This is a genomic window from Alcanivorax sp. VBW004, from assembly GCF_009718865.1.
In the GTDB taxonomy this organism is placed as follows: domain Bacteria; phylum Pseudomonadota; class Gammaproteobacteria; order Pseudomonadales; family Alcanivoracaceae; genus Alcanivorax.
Genome location: NZ_WNHC01000001.1, coordinates 3,470,458 through 3,492,641, shown reverse-complemented (window position 1 = coordinate 3,492,641; position 22,184 = coordinate 3,470,458). Strand labels below are relative to the sequence as shown.

General features: G+C 59.6%; 20 protein-coding genes and 1 riboswitch. Of the genes, 17 read left to right on the top strand and 3 right to left on the bottom strand.

What is annotated here, in order from left to right; genetic code table 11:
• Position 1 precedes the first annotated feature (1 nt).
• Positions 2–832, top strand: coding sequence for a mechanosensitive ion channel family protein (locus tag F1529_RS15865; RefSeq protein ID WP_155136251.1), 831 nt, complete (start codon positions 2–4; stop codon positions 830–832).
• Between the two features lie 97 nt (positions 833–929).
• Here the strand turns inward: F1529_RS15865 and F1529_RS15860 are convergent, their stop codons facing one another.
• Entirely contained in the window at positions 930–2,294 is a 1,365-nt protein-coding gene (locus F1529_RS15860; RefSeq protein ID WP_155136248.1) for a cytochrome P450, read from the bottom strand.
• 315 nt (positions 2,295–2,609) lie between these two features.
• On the opposite strand from F1529_RS15860, the gene moaB reads away from it, so the two are divergent.
• The 4 genes from moaB to cobU all read left to right on the top strand — a co-directional run bounded on the left by moaB (position 2,610) and on the right by cobU (position 5,605).
• Positions 2,610–3,122, top strand: a complete 513-nt coding sequence (gene moaB / locus F1529_RS15855; protein WP_155136245.1) for a molybdenum cofactor biosynthesis protein B — start codon at positions 2,610–2,612, stop codon at positions 3,120–3,122.
• 32 nt (positions 3,123–3,154) lie between these two features.
• The gene (glp, locus tag F1529_RS15850) at positions 3,155–4,396 is read left to right on the top strand and encodes a gephyrin-like molybdotransferase Glp (RefSeq protein WP_370457057.1); all 1,242 of its coding nucleotides are present in this window, start codon (positions 3,155–3,157) and stop codon (positions 4,394–4,396) included.
• A gap of 112 nt (positions 4,397–4,508) precedes the next feature.
• A complete protein-coding gene (locus F1529_RS15845) occupies positions 4,509–5,087 on the top strand; it encodes an alkylphosphonate utilization protein (RefSeq protein ID WP_155136242.1) in 579 nt (192 codons plus the stop codon).
• Positions 5,087–5,605: a bifunctional adenosylcobinamide kinase/adenosylcobinamide-phosphate guanylyltransferase gene (cobU, locus tag F1529_RS15840; RefSeq protein WP_155136239.1), complete on the top strand. Its 519-nt coding sequence runs from the start codon at positions 5,087–5,089 to the stop codon at positions 5,603–5,605. The genes F1529_RS15845 and cobU overlap by 1 nt, the downstream gene beginning before the upstream one ends.
• Before the next feature lie 226 nt (positions 5,606–5,831).
• Here cobU and F1529_RS15835 read toward each other — a convergent pair whose 3' ends face one another.
• Both F1529_RS15835 and cobT read right to left on the bottom strand, forming a co-directional pair.
• Positions 5,832–6,428: a histidine phosphatase family protein gene (locus F1529_RS15835; RefSeq protein WP_155136236.1), complete on the bottom strand. Its 597-nt coding sequence runs from the start codon at positions 6,426–6,428 to the stop codon at positions 5,832–5,834.
• A gap of 55 nt (positions 6,429–6,483) precedes the next feature.
• The gene (cobT, locus tag F1529_RS15830; protein WP_370457056.1) at positions 6,484–7,539 is read right to left on the bottom strand and encodes a nicotinate-nucleotide--dimethylbenzimidazole phosphoribosyltransferase; all 1,056 of its coding nucleotides are present in this window, start codon (positions 7,537–7,539) and stop codon (positions 6,484–6,486) included.
• A gap of 112 nt (positions 7,540–7,651) precedes the next feature.
• Here cobT and cbiB point away from each other — a divergent pair, with 112 nt between their 5' ends.
• From cbiB to F1529_RS15775, 12 genes are all read left to right on the top strand, one after another.
• Positions 7,652–8,581, top strand: a complete 930-nt coding sequence (gene cbiB / locus F1529_RS15825) for an adenosylcobinamide-phosphate synthase CbiB (RefSeq protein WP_155136233.1) — start codon at positions 7,652–7,654, stop codon at positions 8,579–8,581.
• Positions 8,578–9,585 carry a threonine-phosphate decarboxylase CobD gene (cobD, locus tag F1529_RS15820; RefSeq protein WP_370457055.1) on the top strand — a complete coding sequence of 336 codons (1,008 nt, stop codon included), beginning with the start codon at positions 8,578–8,580 and terminating at the stop codon, positions 9,583–9,585. The genes cbiB and cobD overlap by 4 nt, the downstream gene beginning before the upstream one ends.
• A gap of 72 nt (positions 9,586–9,657) precedes the next feature.
• Positions 9,658–9,873, top strand: a riboswitch (cobalamin riboswitch).
• A 133-nt stretch (positions 9,874–10,006) separates the two neighbouring features.
• Positions 10,007–11,860 carry a TonB-dependent receptor domain-containing protein gene (locus tag F1529_RS15815; protein WP_196220420.1) on the top strand — a complete coding sequence of 618 codons (1,854 nt, stop codon included), beginning with the start codon at positions 10,007–10,009 and terminating at the stop codon, positions 11,858–11,860.
• 28 nt (positions 11,861–11,888) lie between these two features.
• Positions 11,889–12,770 carry a cobalamin-binding protein gene (locus tag F1529_RS15810; RefSeq protein WP_155136230.1) on the top strand — a complete coding sequence of 294 codons (882 nt, stop codon included), beginning with the start codon at positions 11,889–11,891 and terminating at the stop codon, positions 12,768–12,770.
• Positions 12,757–13,737, top strand: coding sequence for an iron ABC transporter permease (locus F1529_RS15805; protein WP_290516622.1), 981 nt, complete (start codon positions 12,757–12,759; stop codon positions 13,735–13,737). Before F1529_RS15810 ends, F1529_RS15805 begins: the two co-directional genes overlap by 14 nt.
• A gap of 51 nt (positions 13,738–13,788) precedes the next feature.
• Entirely contained in the window at positions 13,789–14,553 is a 765-nt protein-coding gene (locus F1529_RS15800; protein WP_155136227.1) for an ABC transporter ATP-binding protein, read from the top strand.
• Between the two features lie 44 nt (positions 14,554–14,597).
• Positions 14,598–15,962: a cobyrinate a,c-diamide synthase gene (locus tag F1529_RS15795; RefSeq protein ID WP_155136224.1), complete on the top strand. Its 1,365-nt coding sequence runs from the start codon at positions 14,598–14,600 to the stop codon at positions 15,960–15,962.
• On the top strand, positions 15,955–16,566 hold the full coding sequence (gene cobO, locus F1529_RS15790; RefSeq protein ID WP_155136221.1) for a cob(I)yrinic acid a,c-diamide adenosyltransferase: 612 nt from the start codon (positions 15,955–15,957) through the stop codon (positions 16,564–16,566). The genes F1529_RS15795 and cobO overlap by 8 nt, the downstream gene beginning before the upstream one ends.
• 228 nt (positions 16,567–16,794) lie before the next feature.
• Complete coding sequence (locus F1529_RS15785; protein ID WP_155136217.1) at positions 16,795–18,246, top strand: cobyric acid synthase; 1,452 nt, start codon at positions 16,795–16,797, stop codon at positions 18,244–18,246.
• A gap of 332 nt (positions 18,247–18,578) precedes the next feature.
• Positions 18,579–18,983, top strand: coding sequence for a hypothetical protein (locus tag F1529_RS17640; protein WP_230457818.1), 405 nt, complete (start codon positions 18,579–18,581; stop codon positions 18,981–18,983).
• 48 nt (positions 18,984–19,031) lie between these two features.
• Entirely contained in the window at positions 19,032–20,639 is a 1,608-nt protein-coding gene (locus F1529_RS15780) for an alkyl/aryl-sulfatase (protein ID WP_370457054.1), read from the top strand.
• Between the two features lie 187 nt (positions 20,640–20,826).
• Positions 20,827–22,184: DUF1254 domain-containing protein (locus F1529_RS15775; protein ID WP_155137641.1), on the top strand; the 1,358-nt coding region annotated here is incomplete at its 3' end.

Below are 22,184 nucleotides of genomic sequence, written 5' to 3'. Positions count from 1 at the left end.
CATGGATATGGAGCAAATCCAGCCGTATCTGGACAAGGCAATCGAGCTGAGCATGGCCTATCTGCCGAAGGTGGTGCTGGCGGTGGTTACGCTGGTGGTCGGCTTCTGGATCATCAAGCGGGTGATCAAGGGCATGAACCGGGTACTGGGCCACAAGTCGGTGGACGACACCCTGCAGAAGTTCATGACCAGTTTTATCGACGTGCTGCTGAAAATCCTGTTGCTGGTGGCCGTGGCAGGTATGGTCGGGGTGGAGACCACCTCGTTTATTGCCATGCTCGGTGCCATTGGCCTGGCGGTGGGGCTGGCGCTGCAGGGCAGCCTGGGCAACTTTGCCGGCGGGGTGCTAATCCTGTTCTTCAAGCCGTACCGTTTGGGGGACATTATCGAGGCGCAGGGATATACCGGAAGGGTGTGGGATATCCAGATCTTCAACACCATCCTGATTACCTATGACAACCAGCGCATCGTGATCCCTAACGGCCTGATGTCCAACGGCTGCATCAAGAATATTTTTGTGGAGCCGCAGCGGCGGGTGGATATCGAATTTGGTATCAGTTACGGCGACAGCATTGAGCAGGCTCGGGCTGCGATCCAGTCGGTCATTGATAATGACGGCCGTATCCTCAGCGGTGAGCAATTCGACCCGAATATTTTTGTCTCCGCCCATGCGGACAGCAGCATCAATATGCTGACGCGGGTGTGGGTGAATTCGGAGGATTATTGGCCGGTGTATTTTGGTTTGTTCGAGCAGGTGAAATACGCCTTCGACAAGGCCGGCATCACCATTCCATTCCCGCAGCGGGATGTGCATTTGTTTCAGCAGTCATAAAGGCAGCTTCGAGCTACGAGCTGTCAGCTTTGAGTAAAAACTCGTAGCTGGTAGCTGGTAGCTCGTAGCTCGTAGCTGTAGGCGAAGCCGTGCTGATTTATCGCTTCTCCAGTACCACCGGTAACCCATCCTTCGGCATGATCAGCGGTACCTGTTGGGTGGGCAGTTCATAGCCGGGTTTGACGCTGACACGGTAACGTTTCAGAAACTGGAACAGGAAGGTCTTGGTTTGCAGTTCGGCGAAGTTCAGCCCCAGGCATTTGTGGTGGCCGCCGCCGAAGGGAACCCACTGGTAAAAGTGCTTCTTGTGTTCGGCACGTTCGTCGCTGAAGCGTTCTGGATCGAAGGTGGTCGGGTTGCTCCAGTATTCTTCCATGTAATGGGTGTAGAGCGTGGACACGTTGACCAGGGTGTTTTTGGGCAGGGTGTAGCCCTGGTATTCCACATCCTTGACGGTGCGGCGGGGGAAGGTGGTCAGTGCCGGGCGCATACGCAGGGTCTCGCGGAATACCCAGCCGGTTTTTTCCATTTTCCCCAGGTCGTCATAGTCCAGAGTGTCCTTGCCCAGCCCTTCCATTTCGTTGACCAGCACATCCTGCCAGTGAGGGTGTTTGGCCAGCATGTAGATAATGGAGCACAGGGTGCTGGTAGTGGTGTCGTGGGCGGCGAACAACAGGAAGATCATGTGGTTCATCACGTCCTGATCGGAAAGACCGCCTTCCTCGTCTGCCGCCTTGCACAGTTCGCTGAAGAAATCCGGGGTATCGCTGGCGCGTTTCTGCGGGATAAGTCCGGTGACAAAATTCTCCAGATAGCGGCGGCCCTTCATGCCGCGGTGCCACAGCAGACCGGGGATCGGCAGGCGCACAACCGCCAGGGAGGCGTCGGTGGCATCGATAAAAGACTGGTTTACCTTGTCGGATTCCGGGCCCATTTCCAGGCCAAAAAAGATTTGTGCGCCCACGTCCAGTAACAGGGATTTGATATGGTCCAGAAAACGCAGTTCTTCGCCGGTGGGCCAGTTGTCCAGCTCGCTGCCGATGTGGCTGTTCATGCGGTCCAGGTAGCTGGCCAGGGCCGGTTTCTTGAAGGCCTGCTGCATGATGCGACGGTGAAATTTATGGTCGGCAAAATCACGCAGCATTAGCCCGTCGGTAAACAGTTTTTCCAGAATTGGGTTCCAGGCGGCACGGCTGGAGAAGGCATGCTCAGGATCCTTGAGTACGAACTCGTTGGCGTCCGGGCCGAGCAGGGTCACACCACGCTGAAACAGTACCGAGCCTTTGAAGACCCGCCCGTGCTGCGCGGCGTGCTCGGTGACCATCTTTTGATAGTCCTTCAGGAACGGCACGGTATGCCCGAGTAACGGCCAGCCATAGTCACCGGGAATATCCTCCAGCTTGCGCTGGGGCATCCGTGGCAGTTGTGCGGCCTCTTGCTGGGCGACTTCCATACGGTTCATGACGGTTCTCCGATAAACACCTTGTATTGACCCGTTTCCATGGCCTCTGCGCGGCGCCTGGCTCAAGCCTTCACTACCACAGAACATCTTCTTTAATCGGAAGTAGACCAACTACATCTCTCTTGCAGAAAATGTCCTGTGGCAGCAAATTCATGCGCCATGCATCCACGCAGAGACCATGGAAACGGGTCCATTGAATCTACCCCCGGGATGTAATGCAGAACAGGGGGTGTCGGCAACGGTCAATCGGTGCTGTTCTGTCCAGCCCGGGGCGGTGAGCGTGGTAGTATTAGGCCATCTGAAAGGAGAGAGTCTATGTCCAAGCCTGCGGCGCAATTCGAGCCTCTGGCCGTGGCGGTGTTGACCGTCAGCGATACCCGAACCCCGGAAACCGATACCTCTGGCGACCTGTTGGTGCAGCGCCTGGAAGGCGCGGGCCATACCCTGGCCGCTCGCCAGATCGTCAAGGACGATGTATACCAGCTGCGCAAGGTGGTATCGGACTGGATTGCCGACGAGAACATCCAGATTATTCTCACCACCGGTGGGACCGGATTCTCCGGGCGAGACTCTACCCCGGAGGCGTTGTCGATCCTGTTCGACAAGCAGATTGAAGGGTTTGGTGAGCTGTTTCGTCAGGTGAGCGTGGAGGATATTGGCTCTTCCACTATCCAGTCCCGTTGCCTGGCCGGGCTGGCCAATCGCACGGTAATTTTCTGTCTGCCCGGTTCCAACAATGCCTGCGCCACCGGTTGGGACCGCATCATTCAGGAGCAGCTGGATGCCCGCCACCGTCCCTGTAATTTTGTGGCCCAGGTGCGGCGATAAAACTGCCGCTGCGACGGCACCATGGAGGAAACGTGCAGGAATCCAAACAGACATTGATGCCGGTGGCAGAGGCGTTGGCGCGCCTGCTGGATTCGGCGCGCCCCTTCCGGGCGGTCCGGGAGATCTCGCTGGCTGATTGTCAGGGGCAATATCTGGCTGAGGCGGTGACTTCCCGGGTGGATGTGCCGGCGTTTGATAACGCCGCCGTGGATGGTGTGGCGCTGCGCCATGCGGACCTGGACGAGCCGGGGCTGACCCGGCCCATGCCGCTGCGGGTGGCGGCGGGGGCTGCACCGGCCACCCTGGCGCCGGGGCAGGTGGCGCGGATATTTACCGGGGCGCCGGTTCCGGCCGGGGCCGATACCGTGTTGATGCAGGAGGACTGTGAGATCTCGGAAACCCGGGTACGATTGCCGGGCAAGGACACGGTTACTGCCGGACAGAATATACGCCCGGCGGGGCAGGATGCCCGTCGCAACGACGTGGTGATGGAACGGGGCGACAGGCTGACACCGCAAGCGGTGGGTCTTATTGCTTCGGTGGGGATCGCCACGGTAAAAGTGAATACACCCCGGGTGTTGATTCTGACCAGCGGTGATGAAATCCAGTCGCCGGAAGAGACGCCGCTACCGGGGAAAATTTTCGACAGTAATGGGCCGCAACTGGCGCAGCTGTTGCTGCAAAGCGGGTTTGTGAATGTACAGCGTGAGCACCTGCCCGATGATCCGGCCATTATTCGCAATACCCTGACCAGGGTGCTTACCGATTCAGCGCAGCGCCCGGATGTGATTATTTCCACCGGTGGCGTGTCCGTGGGTGAAGAGGATCATTTGCGTGCGGTGCTGGCGGAGCATGGTGAACTGGACTTCTGGCGGTTGGCGATCAAGCCGGGCAAGCCGTTCACTTACGGGCGTATTGATGACATTCCGTTTTTTGGCTTGCCGGGCAACCCGTCGGCGGTGCTGGTGTGTTATCTGATGCTGGTTTTACCCGCCCTGCGTCGTTCTTGCGGTGCCGATGCGGTGCTGCCAACCGCCATGCCGTTACCCGTGGATTTCACCATTAAAAAACCGGCCAAGCGGCAGGAGTATCTGCGCGTGCGGTGTGTGTATGAATCCGGCCAGCTGATCCTGAAAAAGCATCCCAACCAGAGCTCCGGCATGCTCAGCTCTGCAGTGTGGGCTGACGGCCTGGCGGTGGTGCCGGTGGGTGGCACGGTATCGCCGGGCGATACGTTATTGTTTTTATCGTTTTCCGGGTTGCTGGGCGGATAGACGCGAGAAACCTGTTACCGGGGCAGAAATGGCCAAAAACCATTGCTGTCACCTGCGCCCGGTTCGGGGCTACCAAATCCGCTATACTGCGCGCCCAACAAAGGAGTGTTACATGACCCTGGAATCCTCGCTGCTTGCCCGCGCCAATTCGTGTTGTGAATTGTGTGGCTCGGGTAATGCCCTGGCAGTGTATGCGGTGCCGCCGGAATCGGATGGCACCGCCGAGCAGAGTGTGCTGCTGTGTGAAACCTGCCAGACCCAGCTGGACAACCCGGGTAATGAAGACGCCAACCACTGGCGCTGCCTGAACGACAGCATGTGGAGCCCGGTGCCGGCGGTGCAAGTGTTGGCGTGGCGTATGCTGACGCGCTTGCAGGCAGAGGGCTGGCCGCAGGATCTGCTGGATATGTTGTATCTGGATGACGATACCCTGGCCTGGGCCCAGGCGACCGGTGAAGGCCAGACGGAAGAAGCGCGGGAATTGCATCGCGACAGTAATGGTGCCGTGCTGGAAGCCGGTGATTCGGTCACGCTGATCAAGGACCTGAATGTGAAGGGGGCCAATTTCACCGCTAAGCGTGGCACCGCGGTGCGCAATATTTCCCTGGTTCAGGATAACCCCGAGCACATTGAAGGCCGGGTAGAGGGGCAGCGGATTGTGATTCTGACCCAGTTCGTGAAGAAAAACTGATGCCACACAGTCTTATTCTCGGCGGCATTCGTTCCGGTAAAAGTTCACTGGCAGAAAAGCGGGTTACCGAGCAAAACGATCCGGTGGTCTATGTGGCCACGGCCACAGCGGGCGACGGTGAAATGAGCGACCGCATTCGCCGCCATCGCATGCGACGCCCGGCGAGCTGGGGGCTAGTGGAAGAGCCGATGCATCTGGGCGCCTTGCTTAACCGCCAGGCCACGTTGTCACCGGCCCCCTGTGTCCTGATCGATTGCATGAGCCTGTGGGTGAGTAATTTGCTGCATGCAGGGGACGCGGCGTTCGTCCGGGAGCGGGATAGTTTGCTTGGGGCGCTGGGGCAGTACCCCGGTAATGTGGTGATTGTCAGCAATGAAGTGGGGCTGGGGACCATTGGCATGGACCCGTTAACCCGTCGCTTTGCCGATGAGCTGGGCTGGCTGAATCAGTCACTGGCAAAAAAATGCGATACGGTGCTGCTGTCAGTGGCGGGGCTTACGCAGACGTTGAAAGGCTAGACTCCCTTCCCGTAGGAGCGTCGCTGGCGGCGCGAACAACACAGTTTTGAGTTACGAGTAGCGAGTCTCGAAAATCAAAACCCGGAAAGGTTTTGGTTTTTATTGCTTTTCGCAACTCGTCACTCGCTGACGCTCGGTTCGCGCCTCAAGTGGCGTATTCGCTTCGCTCACCCTTCGGGCCGACCTGCGGTCGTTACTTCGCTACGCTACGTTCCTACAAAAAATGCTAGCCGTGTGATAGCAGGCAGCTCAAGGTTCCAAATTCGGTGTCATCAATCCGTACTTGTGAGCGACAGGCGTAGGGCACCTGGAAACCGGCCATGGCCTTGCTGGGTGCCATGCTCAATACGTGGGCCAGCACCATGCGAATCACGCCGCCGTGGCAAACCAGCAGCACCCGCTGGCCTTTCAGCGTTTCCTGCCATAGCGCCCAGGCTTCACCAATACGTTGATGAAAATCCTGAACGGTTTCCGCATTACTTGGTGGATGGCTTTCTGCATCGCGCCAGAAGTTGGCCTGATGATCGCCGTATTCCTGCGCTACCTGTTCACGGGTTTTGCCTTCCCAGTCGCCGAAGCTGATTTCCTTGAAATCGTGAGCGACAGTGATCGGTACATTCTTTTCCCTGGCCAGTGCGGCGGCAAATTCCCGGCAGCGTAACAAGGGTGACGTGAGGATGTGGTCCCACTGATCCTCCGCCTGGATGGCGTCACGCATTTGCTGCCAGCCCAGCTCGCTCAGGGGGTCGTCCTTGTGGCCCCGATACATCTGACCGCCAGCCGGTTCACCATGGCGAATCAAGTCAAAAAACGTGGTGCTCATTGGTATCTATTCCCGCTCACGTAGGTCGTATTAGGCGTAGCCGTAATCCGACAATTTATCCGTTCTGATTACTCACACTGGCATCGGCAAAGGTCGCCATCCGGTTATGCAGCGCGCAGGCACTGCGTAATAACGGTACCGCTACAGCAGCACCACTGCCTTCGCCTAATCGCAAGGACAAATCCAGCAACGGATTGGCATCCAATGCTTGCAGCAGGCGCTGATGTCCGGGCTCCTGTGACTGGTGGGCGAACAGCAGCCAGTCCCGTAATTCCGGGCGGAGCCGGCAGGCGGCGAGGGCCGCAGTGGAGACAATAAAACCATCCACCAATACCGGGATGCCACGGACCGCGCAGCCAATAAAGGCGCCGACCAGAGCGACGATTTCAAAGCCGCCCAATGAGGCCAGTGTCGCCAATGGGTCGGATTGTTTGCCGTGGCGGGCCAGCGCCTGCGTAATCACGTCGATCTTGTGGGACACCCCTTCCGGTGTCAGCCCGGTGCCGGGTCCGGCGAGGACGGCCGCGTCTTCGCCCAGCAGCGCACAGGCCAGGGCGGTGGCGCTGGTGGTATTGCCAATCCCCATTTCGCCGCCAATAAACAGGTGAGCGTTACGCTCGGCGGCCCGTTGGGCGGCGCGATCTCCGGCGGCGAGAGCGGCCTGTAGCTGGGTGTCGGACATGGCCGCTTGTCGAGCCAGGTTGCGGGTGCCCGGGGCGATCTGTTCATCAATAACGCCGTTGCTAATGGGTGGTGGCGCGACGGTGCCCAGGTTGATGACTTCCAGATCGGCGTTCAGTTGTTCGGCCATAACACTGATGGCGGCCCCGCCAGTGACAAAGTTGGCAATCATCTGCCCGGTGACCACTTGAGGAAAGGCGGAAACGCCTTCTTCGCAGACGCCATGGTCGGCGGCAAAAACGGCCATGCTCACTTGTTGCGCCTGGGGCTGGTCCGTGGCCTGCAAGCTGGCCAGCTGGACGGCCAAAGACTCCAGGCGACCCAGGGATCCGGCAGGCTTGGTGAGCTGGGTCTGGCGGTGCAGGGCGGCTTGCCGATGGCTACCGCTGGGGGCGGTAATTGGCAGTTGCCAAGGCAAAGGCGTGCTCACGGGCGTCTCCGGTTAGGGCGGCACAGGGCCGGAAAGCGGCAAATCCTCTGCCCCGCAACCGGGAGTGTCAAGTACACTCCCCGCATCGATGCCGGACAATGACACTGAAATCATGCTTTCTGTTTCCCTGATTAGCGCTGCGGTGGCGGCGGTTTTGCTGGATGCGCTGGTCGGCGAACCGCGTCGCGGGCATCCGCTGGTGATGTTTGGCCGGTTGGCCGGGTGGCTGGAATTGCGCTGGAATGCGGACGCATCGGGCGGTGTGCTCCATGGGGCTGCTGCGCTGTGTCTGTTGGTGACGCCGGTGGTGTTGCTGATTGTGTTGCTATTGGTGGTACTGCCGGGATGGGTCGGCTGGCTGTTGCAGGTGGTGGGGCTGTGGCTAGTGATTGGCGCGCGCAGTTTGGCCGACCATGGCCGTGCGGTCGCCGCACCGTTACGGGCGCAGAATTTGCCCTTGGCCAGAGAGCAGGTGGCGCGGATTGTCAGTCGTGACACGCAAGCGCTGGATGCCAAAGGGGTGGCACGGGCGGCCACCGAATCCATACTGGAAAATGGTGCCGATGCGGTATTCGCGAGCCTGTTCTGGTTTGTGCTGGCGGGGTTGCCCGGGGCGGTGCTGCACCGGTTAGTGAATACGCTGGATGCCATGTGGGGTTATCGCACGGCCCGTTTCGAGCGCTTCGGTAAAGTGGCTGCGCGACTGGATGACGCGCTGGCCTGGCTGCCTTCGAGGCTGACGGCGTTGAGTTATGCGCTGGTGGGTGGATTGCATGGCCGTTGCCGGTTGGCGTTGCGCTGCTGGCGGCAACAGGCCGGTGCCTGTGACAGCCCCAATGCGGGGCTGGTGATGGCCGCGGGTGCCGGGGCGTTGGGGGTGCAGCTGGGCGGCGGGGCGCCGCATCACGGCGGCTGGAAAGACAAACCGTTGCTGGGCAAAGGCCGCACAGCAGATGCGAACAGTATCGACGCGGCCATTGTGCTGGTGCGGCGTAGCCTGGTGCTGTGGCTGGCGGTGCTTATCGCGGGGGCGCTGTTGTGAGTGTATTGCCGGAAGGGCTGGAACACGGTGGGCGCCTGAATCAGGCCGCCCGGCAATGGGGGATTCCGCGCAGCGACTGGCTGGATCTATCCACCGGCATCAGCCCGTATGGTTATCCCGTGCCGACTATTCCTGAGTCGGTCTGGCAGCGTCTCCCGGAGGACGATGATGGCCTGGACGCGGTGGCTCGTGACTGGCTGGGCTTGCCCGCGGGTGCCGGTTGTCTGCCGGTGGCGGGTAGCCAACCTGCGCTGCAAACCTTGCCGGCCCTGCGATCGCCCTGTCGGGTGGGCGTTGTGGCACCGGCCTACGCCGAGCACGCCCGCGCCTGGCAACGGGGTGGCCATGAGGTGGTGTTGCTGACCGTGGACGAGGTTGAGAAAGCACTGACAGGTCTGGACGTGCTGGTATGCGTGAATCCCAATAATCCAACCGGAACCCTGTTGCCGGGCGCCACGCTGCGGCGCTGGCACCAGCAGCTGGCCATTCGCGGTGGTTGGCTGGTGGTGGATGAAGCCTTTCTGGATGCCAGCATGGGGGAGTCATTGGCGACGGATGCGCACCTGACCGGCCTGGTTGTGTTGCGCTCCCTGGGAAAGTTTTTTGGCCTTGCCGGATTACGCGCCGGGCTGATGGTCGCCGAACCGGCGCTGTGTCACGCCTTGCAGCAGGCATTGGGCCCCTGGGCCATGAGCCACCCGGCGCGGTATGTGATGGCGCAGGCGGTTAAGGATCAGGCTTGGCAGCAACAGCAGCGCCAGCGGTTGCGTGAGGATCGCCTGCGCCTGGATGGGTTGCTGAATGATGCCGGGTTGTCTCCCCGGGGAGACAGCCATTTGTTTGCCTGGTGCCCCGGCGACCAGTCGCAGGTGCACTTCGAGGCACTGGCAAAGCAGGGCGTTCTGGTGCGCTATTTTGCCGAGCCGCAAGCCCTGCGGTTTGGCCTGGCAGGGAGTGAGGCGCAATGGGATCGTTTGCGCTCCGCCCTGTCTGCGTTGGCTTGAGGTTTTGCTCAAGCCAACGTGAGTTCCTTTCATGAAGCCTTTTTGTGTTTGCTTGTTCCCCCCGCCATTGGTATTTTCGCGCCACCTTTCGGTGCCTTCCCTGAACACAGGGCGGGTTAAACGGGAAGTCGGTGAGAGCCTCAGGCGCTAAATCCGACGCTGCCCCCGCAACGGTGATTGAGTAAACGACAGTCGAAACGCCACTGTGCTTTTGCATGGGAAGGCGACTGTCGAGAGGTTGCCCCTCGCTCATCAGCCCGGAGACCGGCCAGAAGGTAAGGAAGTTCTCTGCGACTTCCAACCAGGCGTTGCGGTGGGCGATGCGGGGTGTGTTGGCGCGATGGCGCCTGTCTCCCTGTGCTTGTTCTGCTGCGGCTAAATCCAGGCCGTGCGGGTGGGCACGGCAGAGGGGGATCTTCCAATGTTGTTTCGTTCCGTTGCGGCCTGCGCCGCGATGTCTTTGTCTGTGTGGCCGCTGTTTGCCTACGCTGAGCCCGCACAGTCCGATCATTCTGCCGCCCTGCGCGTTTCCATGCTCGATCCGGTGGTGGTCACGCCGACGCTGACCAGCCGCACCACGGAGGCCTCGTTGTCGTCGGTGACGGTGATCGATGAAAAGCAATTGCGTGAGCGCCAGCCGCAGGACATGACCGAGATGCTGCGCGGGCAACCCGGCGTGGATATCACTGGTAACGGTGCCTTCGGGAAGGCAACCAGTGTGTACCTGCGAGGCACCGGTAGCAGTTCCACATTGCTGATGGTCGATGGGGTGCGGTTGCGTTCCGCCACCGCCGGTAGCCCCTCCTGGCAGTTTTTGCCCACCACGCTGATTGACCGTATCGAAATCGTGCGCGGCCCCCGTGGCAGCCTGTATGGCGCCGATGCGGTGGGCGGTGTGGTGCAGGTCTTTACCCCGGGAGCCCGCAATCTGAGCAATGAGCAAAGCGGCTGGATGGAATTGGGCGGGGGTTCCTTCAACAGTCGCCGGGTCGCCGCCGGCGCCCAGGGCGAGCAGGATGGCACGCGCTATAACGTGGCCGTGGACCGCTTCGATACCGATGGCACGGAAATCCGTGAGGGCAGCGAAGATCGCGGTTACGACAACACGTCTGCGGTAGCTCGCCTGACCCACCGTTTTGATAACGACGCGGAAATCGGCGTGTTCGGTTTTCGCGCGGCGGGCAGTACCGAATTTGAAGGCAGTACCCCCGAGCAGGAAAAAGTGACTGACTACGCCATGCAGATTGCCGGTGTGAAGGGGCAGCTGTGGGTGACGGAAAACTGGCTGAGCAAACTGATTCTCAGCGATGCCCGTGACGACAATGAAAACTTCACCGACGGGGACCGGGACAGCATCTTCAACACCCGCAGCCGGGCGGCGAACTGGCAGAACGTTTTTGCGCTGGGGGACCACCAGCTGGTGGTGGGTGCCGATTACCTGCAGGATCTGGTGGACAGCACGACCCTGTATCTGGAAGACGAACGTGAAAACACCGCCGGTTTTGCCCAGCTGTTGCTGAACTTTGGTGACGTCGATGTGCAGGCCAGCGGTCGCTACGATGACAACGAAGCCTACGGCAGTGAAACCACCGGAGGCCTGGCGCTGGGCTACAAGCTGGACAGTCACCATCGGCTCCGGGCCAGCTATGGCACCGCCTTCCGTGCGCCCACCTTCAATGATCTGTACTTCCCGGGCTTTGGTAATGATCAACTGGACCCGGAAAGCTCAAAAAGCACAGAAGTGGGGGCAAGAGGCCAGTATCAGCACTGGTTCTGGGACATCGCCGCCTACCAGACGGAAGTGGATGACCTGATTGCCTATGCCTTGCAAGGAGGGCGGTACGCACCGTTCAATGTGAACCGGGCACGTATTCGTGGTGCCGAAGTGGCCGTTGGCATGGAGATCAACCAGTGGCGTGCCGGCGCGGCCTTTACGGCTCAGGATCCGGAAGACCGGGACACCGGTTTGGTGCTGCAGCGTCAGTCCCAGCGCAGTTTCCGTTTTGACCTGGACCGGGCCCTGGGCGAGTTTTCCCTGGGCGGCAGTGTGGTCTTGCAGGGACACCGTTATAACGATGCCGATAACGACGTGCGGCTGTCCGGCTTCGGTCTGCTGGATCTGCGGGCGGGCTGGGATTTCGCACCCAACTGGTCCACACGCCTGGCGGTGAAAAACGTGCTCGACAAGGAATACACCACCGCACAGAACTTTGGTGGCTGGAACTATATGAACGCAGGGCGTTCGGTAATGTTGAGCCTGCGCTACGATAGGTAGTGCAGGGAACATCAGATGGAGTGAGTGGATGCGCGTTTTACGCTGGGGGTTATTGCTGCCAATGCTGGCCCTGTTTCACACGGCCATGGCGACGGTGTGTGTCACCGACGATACCCAGCGTGAACTCTGCCTGGAAAAACCGGCCAGCCGCATTATCGCCTTGTCTCCGGGAGCCACCGAACTGCTGTTTGCGGCCGGGGCCGGTGAGCAGATGGTCGGTGCAGTGAGTTTTAGTGATTACCCTCCAGCGGCGAAAAAATTACCGCGAGTGGGGAGTTACAAACGCCTGGATCTGGAGGCGGTGCTGTCGCTGGAACCGGATCTGATTGTGGCGTGGCACAGTGGCAATCCGTTGCCCCAGGTGGAACGTCTGCAGGCCCTGGGTTTGCCGGTGTATTACAGCGAACCGCGCCGGTTTGCCGATGTGAGCACCACACTGGAACGGTTTGCCCGGCTGGCCGGGACGGAACAGGTTGGCCAGGGTGCGGCGGATGCTTTCCGCGCCGGCATTGATGCCCTGCGTGAACGTTACGCGGATGCGGCGAAAGTCAGCGTGTTCTATCAGGTGTGGGAAGAGCCGTTGATGACGGTGAACCGCGAGCATCTGATCAGTGAAGCGATTCAGGTTTGTGGCGGAGTAAACGTGTTCGCCGATCTACCCACGCTGGCGCCGCGTATCAGCAAGGAGTCGGTGCTGGAGAAAAACCCGCAGGCCATCGTTGCGGGGGGCATGGGCGAAGATGACCCCGGCTGGCTGGATCCCTGGCGGCAGTTTGCCACCCTGCAGGCGGTGAAAAACGACAATCTGTTTTTTGTTTCGCCCTCCACATTGCAGCGGCCCACGCCGCAAATGCTGACCGGTGCCCGTACCTTGTGCCGGCATCTGGATTCTGCCCGTGCCCGCCAGTAAGCAGCGGGCGCTTCCCGCCCTGTTGGGGCTGACGGGTTTGGGGCTGCTGGCGCTGTTGCTGTCGGTGGCGGTGGGCAGTGTGTCGATTTCGCTACAGGACCTGTGGGCGGTGGCGACCGGTGGCGGCAGTGAACTGTACCGGGAACTGATCGTGTCGCTGCGTGCCCCCCGTGCGCTGGCGGCCTTTTCTACCGGGGGGCTGCTGGCGTTGGCCGGGGCCCTGATGCAGGTGCTGTTGCGCAATCCGCTGGCGGATCCTTATGTGCTGGGTATTTCCGGTGGTGCGGCCGTCGGCGCGCTGGGGGCCATGTTGATTGGGGGTGGGCTGGCGCTGGTGTCCGGCTCAGCCTTTGCCGGCGCCCTGTTGTCCACCCTGCTGGTGTTTGGTCTGGCGCAAGGTGGCGGTGGCTGGACCCCGACGCGACTGTTGCTGACCGGCGTGGTGGTGGCCGCCGGTTGGGGCGCAGTAATTACCTTCATGTTGACCATGAGCCCGGCGGATCGACTGCCGGGCATGCTGTATTGGCTGATGGGCGATTTGAGTTACGCCCGGGCGCCCTATGGTGCCTGGCTGGTATTGGTTCCGGCGGTGCTGCTCACGTTGCCGTTGGGGCGCAGCCTTAATGTGCTGGCGCGGGGGCCGTTGCAGGCGGCTGCGTTGGGCATTGCGGTAAAGCCGCTGGAGTGGCTGGTGTATATCCTCGCCAGCCTGCTGACCGCGGTGGCAGTGACCACGGCCGGTAGTGTGGGCTTTGTCGGCTTGATTGTGCCGCACATGCTGCGGCTGCTACTGGGCAATGATCAGCGCATCATCCTGCCGGCCAGTGTGCTGGCCGGCGGTACCCTGCTGACCGTGGCCGATACCCTGGCGCGCACGGTGATGGCGCCGGAACAGTTGCCGGTGGGGGTAATTACGGCCCTGTTGGGGGTGCCCACTTTCCTGTTTTTGCTGCATCGAAACCGCTGATGGATCGGCAAAGACATTGCCCGGAACCTGTGACACCAAACGGAGAGCGCCATGGCGGTGCTGGACATTGAAAATCTGATTGTCGATATCCCGGGTCGTGCGGATGGTGAGCCTCTTGGTTTGCAGGTGAAATCCGGCCAGCGTTGGGGTGTATTGGGACCGAACGGGGCGGGCAAAACGTCGTTGCTGCATACCCTGGCGGGTTTGCGGCCACCGCGACGTGGCAAGGTGAGTCTCAATGGTTCGCCACTGGCAAACCTGTCGCGCCGGGATGTGGCCCGGCAAGTGGCGGTGGTGTTCCAGGAGCGCCAGGACAGCTTCCCTGCCACGGTGATGGAAACGGTTTTGATTGGTCGCCATCCTTTTTTGGCTGCCTGGCAACGCGAGAGCGCCGAGGATATTCGCTTCGCTCAAGAGGCTTTGTCTGCGTTGTCGCTGAACCTGCTCAAGGATCGCCTGGTGAGTACCTTGTCCGGCGGCGAGCGGCAGCGGGTGTCCATTGCCACGGCGCTGACCCAGCAACCCACGATTTGGTTGGCGGACGAACCCACCAATCACCTGGATTTACATCATCAAGTGGCCGTTATGGAACTGTTGAATCAACAGGCCGATAACGGCGCGGCGGTGTTTATGTGCCTGCACGATCTGAACCTGGCCGCCCGCTGGTGTGATCACCTGCTACTGCTCTATCCGGACGGCGAGCTGTGCTTCGGCCCGGCGCACGCCATGCTGGTGCCGGAGGCGCTGGAACGTCTTTACGATCAGAAGCTGGTGGTGGCACAAGTGAATGGTGCGCCGGTGTTTGTCCCCGGCTAGCGCATTCGGCGTGGCTGGAAAATCAAACGAGAATGAGTTCTACGATGGCAACCTTATTGAATGCCACGGTGCCGGCGGCGCTGATTAGCGCACCGGGTTCCGGGCAGGGTAAATCCCTGATTACCGCAGCGCTGGCCCGGCTGCACCGCAATGCGGGGCGCCGGGTTCGCGTGTTCAAGTTCGGCCCGGACTATCTGGATCCGATGATTCTGGAGCAGGCCAGCGGCGCGCCGGTGTACCAGTTGCAACCGTGGATGACCGGTGAGGATGAATGCCGCTGGCGGCTGGCGCAGGCCGCGCAAGAGGCTGATCTGATTCTGGTGGAGGGTGCCATGGGACTATTCGACGGCACGCCATCCAGTGCGGATCTGGCGGTGCTGGCGGGTATCCCCGCCTTGCCGGTGATCGACGCCTGGGGCATGGCGCAAACGTTCGGTGCCGTCGCGTTGGGGCTGGCCAGTTATCGCGATGACCTGATGGTAAATGAAGTGATCGCCAACCGGGTGGCCAGTCAGCGCCATGGTGACCTGGTACGTGAAGGGATGCCGGCGGGGGTGACCTTGCTGGGCTCGGTGCCACGGCACGCGGCCATGACATTACCTGAACGACACCTTGGGCTGGTGCAGGCGCATGAGTTGGCCGATCTGGATGCGCTGTTGGATGAGGCTGCAGCGGTGTTGCAAGACGCCGGCCTGGACCGGCTGCCACAGGCGGTACGCTTTTCTGCGCCCGCTCCCGAACCGTTGCCGCCCTTGCTGGAAGGTTGCCATATCGGTGTTGCCCGTGATGCCGCGTTTGCGTTTATTTATCCCGCCAATCTGGATGTGCTTCGTCAGATGGGGGCAACCCTGACGTTCTTTTCCCCATTGCAGGATGCCGCGTTGCCCCAGGTAGATGCGCTATGGCTGCCGGGCGGTTACCCGGAACTGCACGGGGAAGCGTTGGCGATGAATACGCTCATGGGCGACGCCATTCGCGACCACCACGCTGCTGGCAAACCGATTCTGGCCGAGTGCGGCGGCTTGATGAGTTGCATGGCAACCCTGATCGATGGTGACGAAAAACGCCATGCCGGTTTCGGGCTGTTGCCGGGTGAAGCGACGCTGACGAAAAAACTGCAGGGGCTGGGCATGCAGGCGCTGGCCACTCCACAGGGGGAGCTGCGCGGGCATACCTTCCACTATGGCTGTTTGTCGACGCCGTTAACGCCCACTGTTTTCAGCCAGAAACAAACCGGTACGGAAGGCGAGCCGGTCTATCAGGACCAGGGCCTGGTGGCGAGTTTCTTCCACGGCTATTTTCCGTCGGCCCCGCAAGTGGTGGCGGATATCTTTAACGGCCATTTTCGAGCTGAAGCGATTTTTTCCGATCAGGATTCCCTTTCCCGCACAGGAGACGACCATGCGTGACGATGCGAAAACCCCCGAACGCCATGCCTGGCGCATGGCCAAAAAACAGGAAATCATGCGCGACCGTATCGCCAATGCCGACAAGGAGCAGGGCATCCTGCTGGTGTTGACCGGGTCGGGCAAGGGCAAAAGCAGTTCCGGTTTCGGGATGGTGGCGCGGGCGTTGGGCCATGGCATGAAAGTGGGCGTGGTGCAGTTTATTAAAGGTGCCTTCAGTACCGGCGAAGAAGCATTTTTCCGAGAACTTCCCAATGTGGATTATCACGTGATGGGCGAAGGCTATACCTGGGATACCCAGGACCGGGAGCGCGACGTGGCGGCCGCCAATGCTGCCTGGGATATCGCCAGTGCCATGCTCCAGGACGATAGCTACCACATGGTGCTGCTGGATGAACTCAATATCGCATTACGCTACGAATACCTTGATCTGGATCGGGTGCTGGACGACCTGCAAAATCGCCCGGCCATGCAGCACGCCGTGGTCACCGGTCGCTATGCGCCGAAGGAACTGATTGAACTGGCGGATACGGTGACCGAGATGAAAGTGGTGAAGCATGCGTTCAAGGATCTGGGGGTGAAAGCGCAGAAGGGAGTCGAACTTTAATTAATAGTTAATAATGAATAATTAATAGCGAAACCAGGTAAGCCGAAGGGGAGGGGCTGTGAGGAAAGCTGCAAGCTACAAGCTACAAGCTGCAACGCGAGAGAGGTGTTGCAAGCAGGTATGTCATGCCACACGAATAACCTCTAGCGTTTGCGACGCGGCGATAGTGCTGCGGTCTTCTTCATGGTGTTCTTCATGTTGTAGCTTGCGGCTTGAGGCTTGTCGCTCATGATTGCGCTAATGGTGCAGGGCTGCACCTCCGATGCGGGAAAGAGCACGGTGGTGGCGGCGTTGTGCCGGTGGTTTGCCCGGCGCGGTTATTCGGTGGCGCCGTTCAAGCCGCAGAACATGGCATTGAACAGTGCGGTGACCGTGGATGGGGGCGAGATCGGCCGATCGACTGCGTTGCAGGCACTGGCCTGCGGGGTGGAGCCACACAGTGATATGAATCCGGTGTTGCTCAAACCGCAGACCGACATGGGTGCCCAGGTCATTATTCGCGGCCAGGTGCTGGGCAATATGCAGGCGCTGGATTACCACGCCTACAAGGCGACCGCCCGGCAGGCGGTGCTGGCGGCCTGGCAGGATTTGTCTTCCCGGTTCGATGTGATCATCGCCGAAGGCGCGGGCAGCCCGGCGGAAATCAATCTGCGCGATAACGACATTGCCAACATGGGCTTTGCCGAAATGGTGGATTGCCCGGTAATCCTGGTGGCGGACATCGATCGCGGCGGTGTCTTTGCGCACCTCACCGGTACGCTGGATCTTTTGTCGAAAAGCGAACAGCAGCGCACCCTGGGGTTTGTGATCAACCGTTTCCGGGGCGATATTTCCTTGCTGCAAGGCGGCCTGGACTGGCTGGAAGCGCGCACCGGCAAACCGGTGTTCGGAGTGTTGCCCTATCTCCATGGCCTGACCCTGGATGCGGAAGACGCGGTGGATGAACAGGGCGAACACGAAAGTGATGCGCTCAATGTGGTTGTCCCGCTGTTGCCGCGTATGAGTAACCACAATGATTTTGATCCCCTGCGTCTACATCCGCAGGTCAACCTGCGTTTTGTGAAAATGGGCGAGCCCTGGCCGGCGGCGGATCTGGTGATCCTCCCCGGCAGCAAGGCCACCCGTGCGGACCTGGCTTTCCTGCGTGAACAGGGGTGGGACAAACAGATCGAAAGGCACTTGCGTTACGGCGGCAAGGTGCTGGGTATTTGCGGTGGCTTTCAGATGCTCGGCGAACGGATTGATGACCCCCAGGGGCTGGAGAGTGACCCCGGTAGCAGCCAGGGGCTGGGCTGGCTGGCCATGAGCACCGAGTTGATAGCGGGCAAGCAGCTTGCCAATACATCGGGAAAGCTGCTGGCCTCAGGTTCGCCTGTTCAAGGTTACGAAATTCATAACGGCATTACCCGCGGAGAGGCTCTGAGCCGCCCCATGCTGATGCTGGGTGACCGATACGATGGGGCCATGAGTGAGGATGGCCAGCTGATGGGTTGTTACCTGCACGGTTTGTTTGATGTGGCAGACAGTGGCAACGCCATCCTTGCCTGGGCCGGTCTGCACGATAATCGCGGCGTAGATTATGCCGCTCACCGGGAGCAGCAACTGGACCGGCTTGCCGATATGGTGGAGAGCCATATGGACATGACGATATTGCAGGAAACCATCTCAAGGGCGGACTAGGCCGTCCCTCCCCTCCTTCAGGCTGCAGTCCTGACCATGAAGCCAGAGCATTACGCTCAAGCGGTTCGTCTTTTGCTTTTCGTGAACTGGCTCTCTGTTCAGGGCTATTCACGGTGATTCACTGCATTGAAATAACCGTGCTGGATGCTGGGATCCTTGTTGCATACCTTCCCGCTAGCGCCGGTATTCCCTGGCTATCAGGCTGGCTGGAGGGCGCAAATATCAAATCTTTACACCCTGAATACCTTTCGGGATGATGGATTTTCAGGTGGGCATATGGGTACAGCTATTGCCGGACCTTGATCAAGGACTCTCCAACAAGGAATGCTGTTATGAAAAGCGTACTGCTCTACTCCAGTCTCACAGCCTGCCTGATGCTTGCAGGCTGTGGTGACGAAGGCGAACAATCGGCCGGGCAACAGAAAGAGGCCGGCCAACCGGCGGTAGCGGAAAAGGCGCCGCAGAAAAAATCTGACAAGGCTCCGGCAGAGAAAGAAGGCCCCAAGCCCGCTGAGGCCGCTACCAAGGAAAGTAATCAGGCGCTGAAAGACTATCTGCCTTTCTCGGATAACACCTCCTTCGAGCTGGCCAACAAGGGCTTTATCGCTCCGTTGCCGCAAGCCATGATCAAGGGTGAAGACGGCAACCTGATCTGGGATCCGGCCAAGTACGATTTCATCAAGGAAGGCGCCGATGCACCGGACACCGTCAACCCCAGCCTATGGCGCCAGTCCTAGCTGCTGAATATTTCCGGCCTGTTCGAAGTCACTGAGGGCATTTATCAGGTGCGTAATCAGGACCTGTCCAACATGACCATCGTGGAAGGTGACAAGGGCCTGACTATCATGGATCCGCTGATCTCTGCGGAAACAGCCAAGGTGGCTCTGGATCTCTACTATGAGCACCGGCCGGAAAAACCGGTCGTGGCGGTGATCTATACCCATAGCCATGTGGATCATTACGGTGGCGTGCGTGGTGTGGTTGACGAAGCCGATGTGAAAGCCGGCAAGGTAGAAATTTACGCTCCGGTGGGGTTTCTTGAGGCTGCCGTTGCCGAGAATGTCATGGCCGGTAACGTCATGAGTCGTCGTGCCAGCTACATGTATGGCAACCTGCTGCCGCCCAGCGAGGAAGGCCAGGTTGGCGCCGGCCTGGGCTCCACGACCTCTGCCGGTACGGTCACCCTGATCCCGCCCACCACGATCATTGAGAAGACCGGTGAAGTGCACAAGATTGACGGGCTGACTTATGAATTCCTCTATGCGCCGGGCTCCGAGGCGCCATCAGAGATGCTCTACTACATCAAGGAAAAGAAGGCGCTGAACACGGCCGAGGATTCCTCCCATACCCTGCATAACACCTACTCGCTGCGTGGCGCCAAGATCCGCGATCCGCTGGCCTGGTCCAAGTACCTGAACCAGGCGCTGGACATGTGGGGCGACGAGGTGGAAGTCATGTACGCCATGCACCACTGGCCGGTGTGGGGGCAGGACAAGGTAAACGAACACATTGCCTTGCAGCGCGATATGTATCGCTTCATCAATGATGAAACCCTGCGCATGGCCAATCAGGGCTACACCATGTTGGAGATTGCCGAGCAGATCAAAGTGCCCGATGCCATCGCCAAGAACTTTTCCAACCGCGGTTACTACGGCTCCATCAGCCACAACGTGAAGGCCACCTATGTTATGTACCTGGGCTGGTTTATCGGCAACCCGGCGACCCTGCACGAACTGCCTCCGGCGGATGCGGCCGAGCGTTACGTGGAGATGATGGGCGGTGTGGATGCGTTGCTGGACAAGGCCCGTGACTACTTCGAAAAAGGGGAGTATCGCTGGGTGGCGGAAGTGGTCAATCATGCCGTCTTCGCCGACCCGGATAACCAGGAAGCCAAGAACCTGCAAGCCGACGCGCTGGAGCAGATGGGGTATCAGGCAGAAAGTGGTCCGTGGCGTAACTTCTACCTGAGCGGCGCCCAGGAACTGCGCAATGGTGTGGCGCAATTGCCGACGCCCAATACCGCCAGCCCGGACACCGTTCGTGCCATGGACCTGGGCCTGTTCTTCGATTTCCTGGCCGTGCGCTTGAACAGCGACAAGGCCGAAGGCAAGCATATCAAGCTCAACTTCGACTTTACCGACATCGAGCAACAGTATGCGGTGGAAATGGTGCATGGGGTGTTGAATCACACCGAAGGTCGCCAGTTTGATGAGGCGGATGCCACCGTTTCACTGAGCCGTGAGACACTGGATGCATTCATGCTTCAGCAGATCACCCTGGAAGAAGCCATGGAGAAGGGCGATGTGACGGTCTCCGGGGAGCAGGGCGCACTGAATGAAATGATGTCCTGCCTGGATGACTTCGAGTTCTGGTTCAACATCGTAACGCCATAGCGATGATTGAGAGCGTGCAAGAGACATGCGCGTGAAGTAGCAGAGACGCCCGATTTCCGTGTCACCGGAGTCGGGCGTTTTTATTTATGCGAAAGCTGGAAGGGAAAAGAGTGTCTTGTGGCCGTGATTTTCAGGTATGAGTTCGCTGCCACCGACTGTTGGCGTGATTTAAAGTAAGGAGAATGATATGAAATGGAACGGTTCGGGTGCTCTGCTGGGAGCGGGTTTCTTTCTTGTTCTGGCCGGCCTTGCCGGATGCTCGCAGGGGGAAGAAAAAACCGTGCCCTTGGGGGAAGCCACCTTGCATGGCGATGAAGTGATCGATACGCCCATTGGCAATATCGAACTGGTTGACAGTTACTTCGATGAAGATGTCTCTCAGCGTTTGTACGATGAAATGGATTTGCAGCGTGCGTCCCAGGCATATATCTGGAGCACCCCCATGGTCAGCGTGGTGGCCCAGAAAAAAGGGCTGGTGGATGCCTACGGGCTGGACTCAGAGCACGATATTGTTGTGTTGAGTTCGCTCAAGGAAAAGCGCGGTATCGTTACCGGGAACCTGACCGTTCCCTACATGTTTGGCTACGTAGACCTGAAAGCGGGCCCGGTGGTGTTTGATTACCCGGCGGGTGCAACAGCGAGCGGGTTTGTGGATGTTTGGCAGCGAACGGTAACGGATATCGGGCAGACCGGTCCGGAGAAAGCCCAGGGCGGCACCTTTATTATCGTTGGGCCAGAAGATGATGTCAGTCAGTACGAGAAAGAGGGTGTCTACACTTTCCAGAGTGTTTCCAACTTTCTGGTCATTGCCTTGCGAATCCTCGATCCTGATCCCGAGTACATGAAAACCTTCAAATCGGAATTCAAGATGGGGCGGGTTGGCGAAACCCTGAAACCGTTCAATTACATCGAGAACAAGGATGTGGAGTGGAGCGGAACGGCCCCGCGTGGCATGGCCTACTGGGAATCCCTGGCAGACATTATCAATCATGAGCCGGTGCGAAAAATCGACAAGGCCTGGACGGCAATGCTGAAACCCCTGGGAATAGAAAAAGGGCAGCCGTTCAATCCCACGGAGCGGCAGAAAGAGATCTTGCTCAAAGGGGCTGCGCTGGGTGAATTGATGGCGCGCAACATCCAGATTACGCCGCGTTACACCAAGCCCTGGTGGGATGGCACTTACTGGTACAAAAGCTATGACTTTTCCGTGCCGCAGGAAACCGAGACGCGAGTTGAGCTGGATGAACGAACCACGTGGTTCTATGAGGCGGTTTACAGTTCCAAGGGGATGGTGAACCCGCCGGTAGGGGCCGGGCAGGTTTACATGACCACCAAGCGAGACAGTGAAGGTAATCTTCTGCGTGCCGACAAGACCTATAAAGTGACAGTGCCGAAGGATGTGCCGGTCAAGCAGTTCTGGTCGGTGACCCTGTATAGCGAAAACACCCGTCGCCCCTACGACAATGGTGGAACCGAGCTCAAGGATGTGACCCTGGGAAGCCGCAGTGAGCAGTTGCAGTATAACGACGATGGCTCTGTGGACAT

Excerpts from the sequence above, each read along its gene's own strand:
- F1529_RS15865 (WP_155136251.1), top strand. The coding sequence starts at position 2 with ATGGATATGGAGCAAATCCAGCCGTATCTGGACAAGGCAATCGAGCTG.
- F1529_RS15860 (WP_155136248.1), bottom strand. The coding sequence starts at position 2,294 with ATGAACCGTATGGAAGTCGCCCAGCAAGAGGCCGCACAACTGCCACGG.
- moaB (WP_155136245.1), top strand. The coding sequence starts at position 2,610 with ATGTCCAAGCCTGCGGCGCAATTCGAGCCTCTGGCCGTGGCGGTGTTG.
- F1529_RS15845 (WP_155136242.1), top strand. The coding sequence starts at position 4,509 with ATGACCCTGGAATCCTCGCTGCTTGCCCGCGCCAATTCGTGTTGTGAA.
- cobU (WP_155136239.1), top strand. The coding sequence starts at position 5,087 with ATGCCACACAGTCTTATTCTCGGCGGCATTCGTTCCGGTAAAAGTTCA.
- F1529_RS15835 (WP_155136236.1), bottom strand. The coding sequence starts at position 6,428 with ATGAGCACCACGTTTTTTGACTTGATTCGCCATGGTGAACCGGCTGGC.
- cbiB (WP_155136233.1), top strand. The coding sequence starts at position 7,652 with ATGCTTTCTGTTTCCCTGATTAGCGCTGCGGTGGCGGCGGTTTTGCTG.
- F1529_RS15815 (WP_196220420.1), top strand. The coding sequence starts at position 10,007 with ATGTTGTTTCGTTCCGTTGCGGCCTGCGCCGCGATGTCTTTGTCTGTG.
- F1529_RS15810 (WP_155136230.1), top strand. The coding sequence starts at position 11,889 with ATGCGCGTTTTACGCTGGGGGTTATTGCTGCCAATGCTGGCCCTGTTT.
- F1529_RS15800 (WP_155136227.1), top strand. The coding sequence starts at position 13,789 with ATGGCGGTGCTGGACATTGAAAATCTGATTGTCGATATCCCGGGTCGT.
- F1529_RS15795 (WP_155136224.1), top strand. The coding sequence starts at position 14,598 with ATGGCAACCTTATTGAATGCCACGGTGCCGGCGGCGCTGATTAGCGCA.
- cobO (WP_155136221.1), top strand. The coding sequence starts at position 15,955 with ATGCGTGACGATGCGAAAACCCCCGAACGCCATGCCTGGCGCATGGCC.
- F1529_RS15785 (WP_155136217.1), top strand. The coding sequence starts at position 16,795 with ATGATTGCGCTAATGGTGCAGGGCTGCACCTCCGATGCGGGAAAGAGC.
- F1529_RS17640 (WP_230457818.1), top strand. The coding sequence starts at position 18,579 with ATGAAAAGCGTACTGCTCTACTCCAGTCTCACAGCCTGCCTGATGCTT.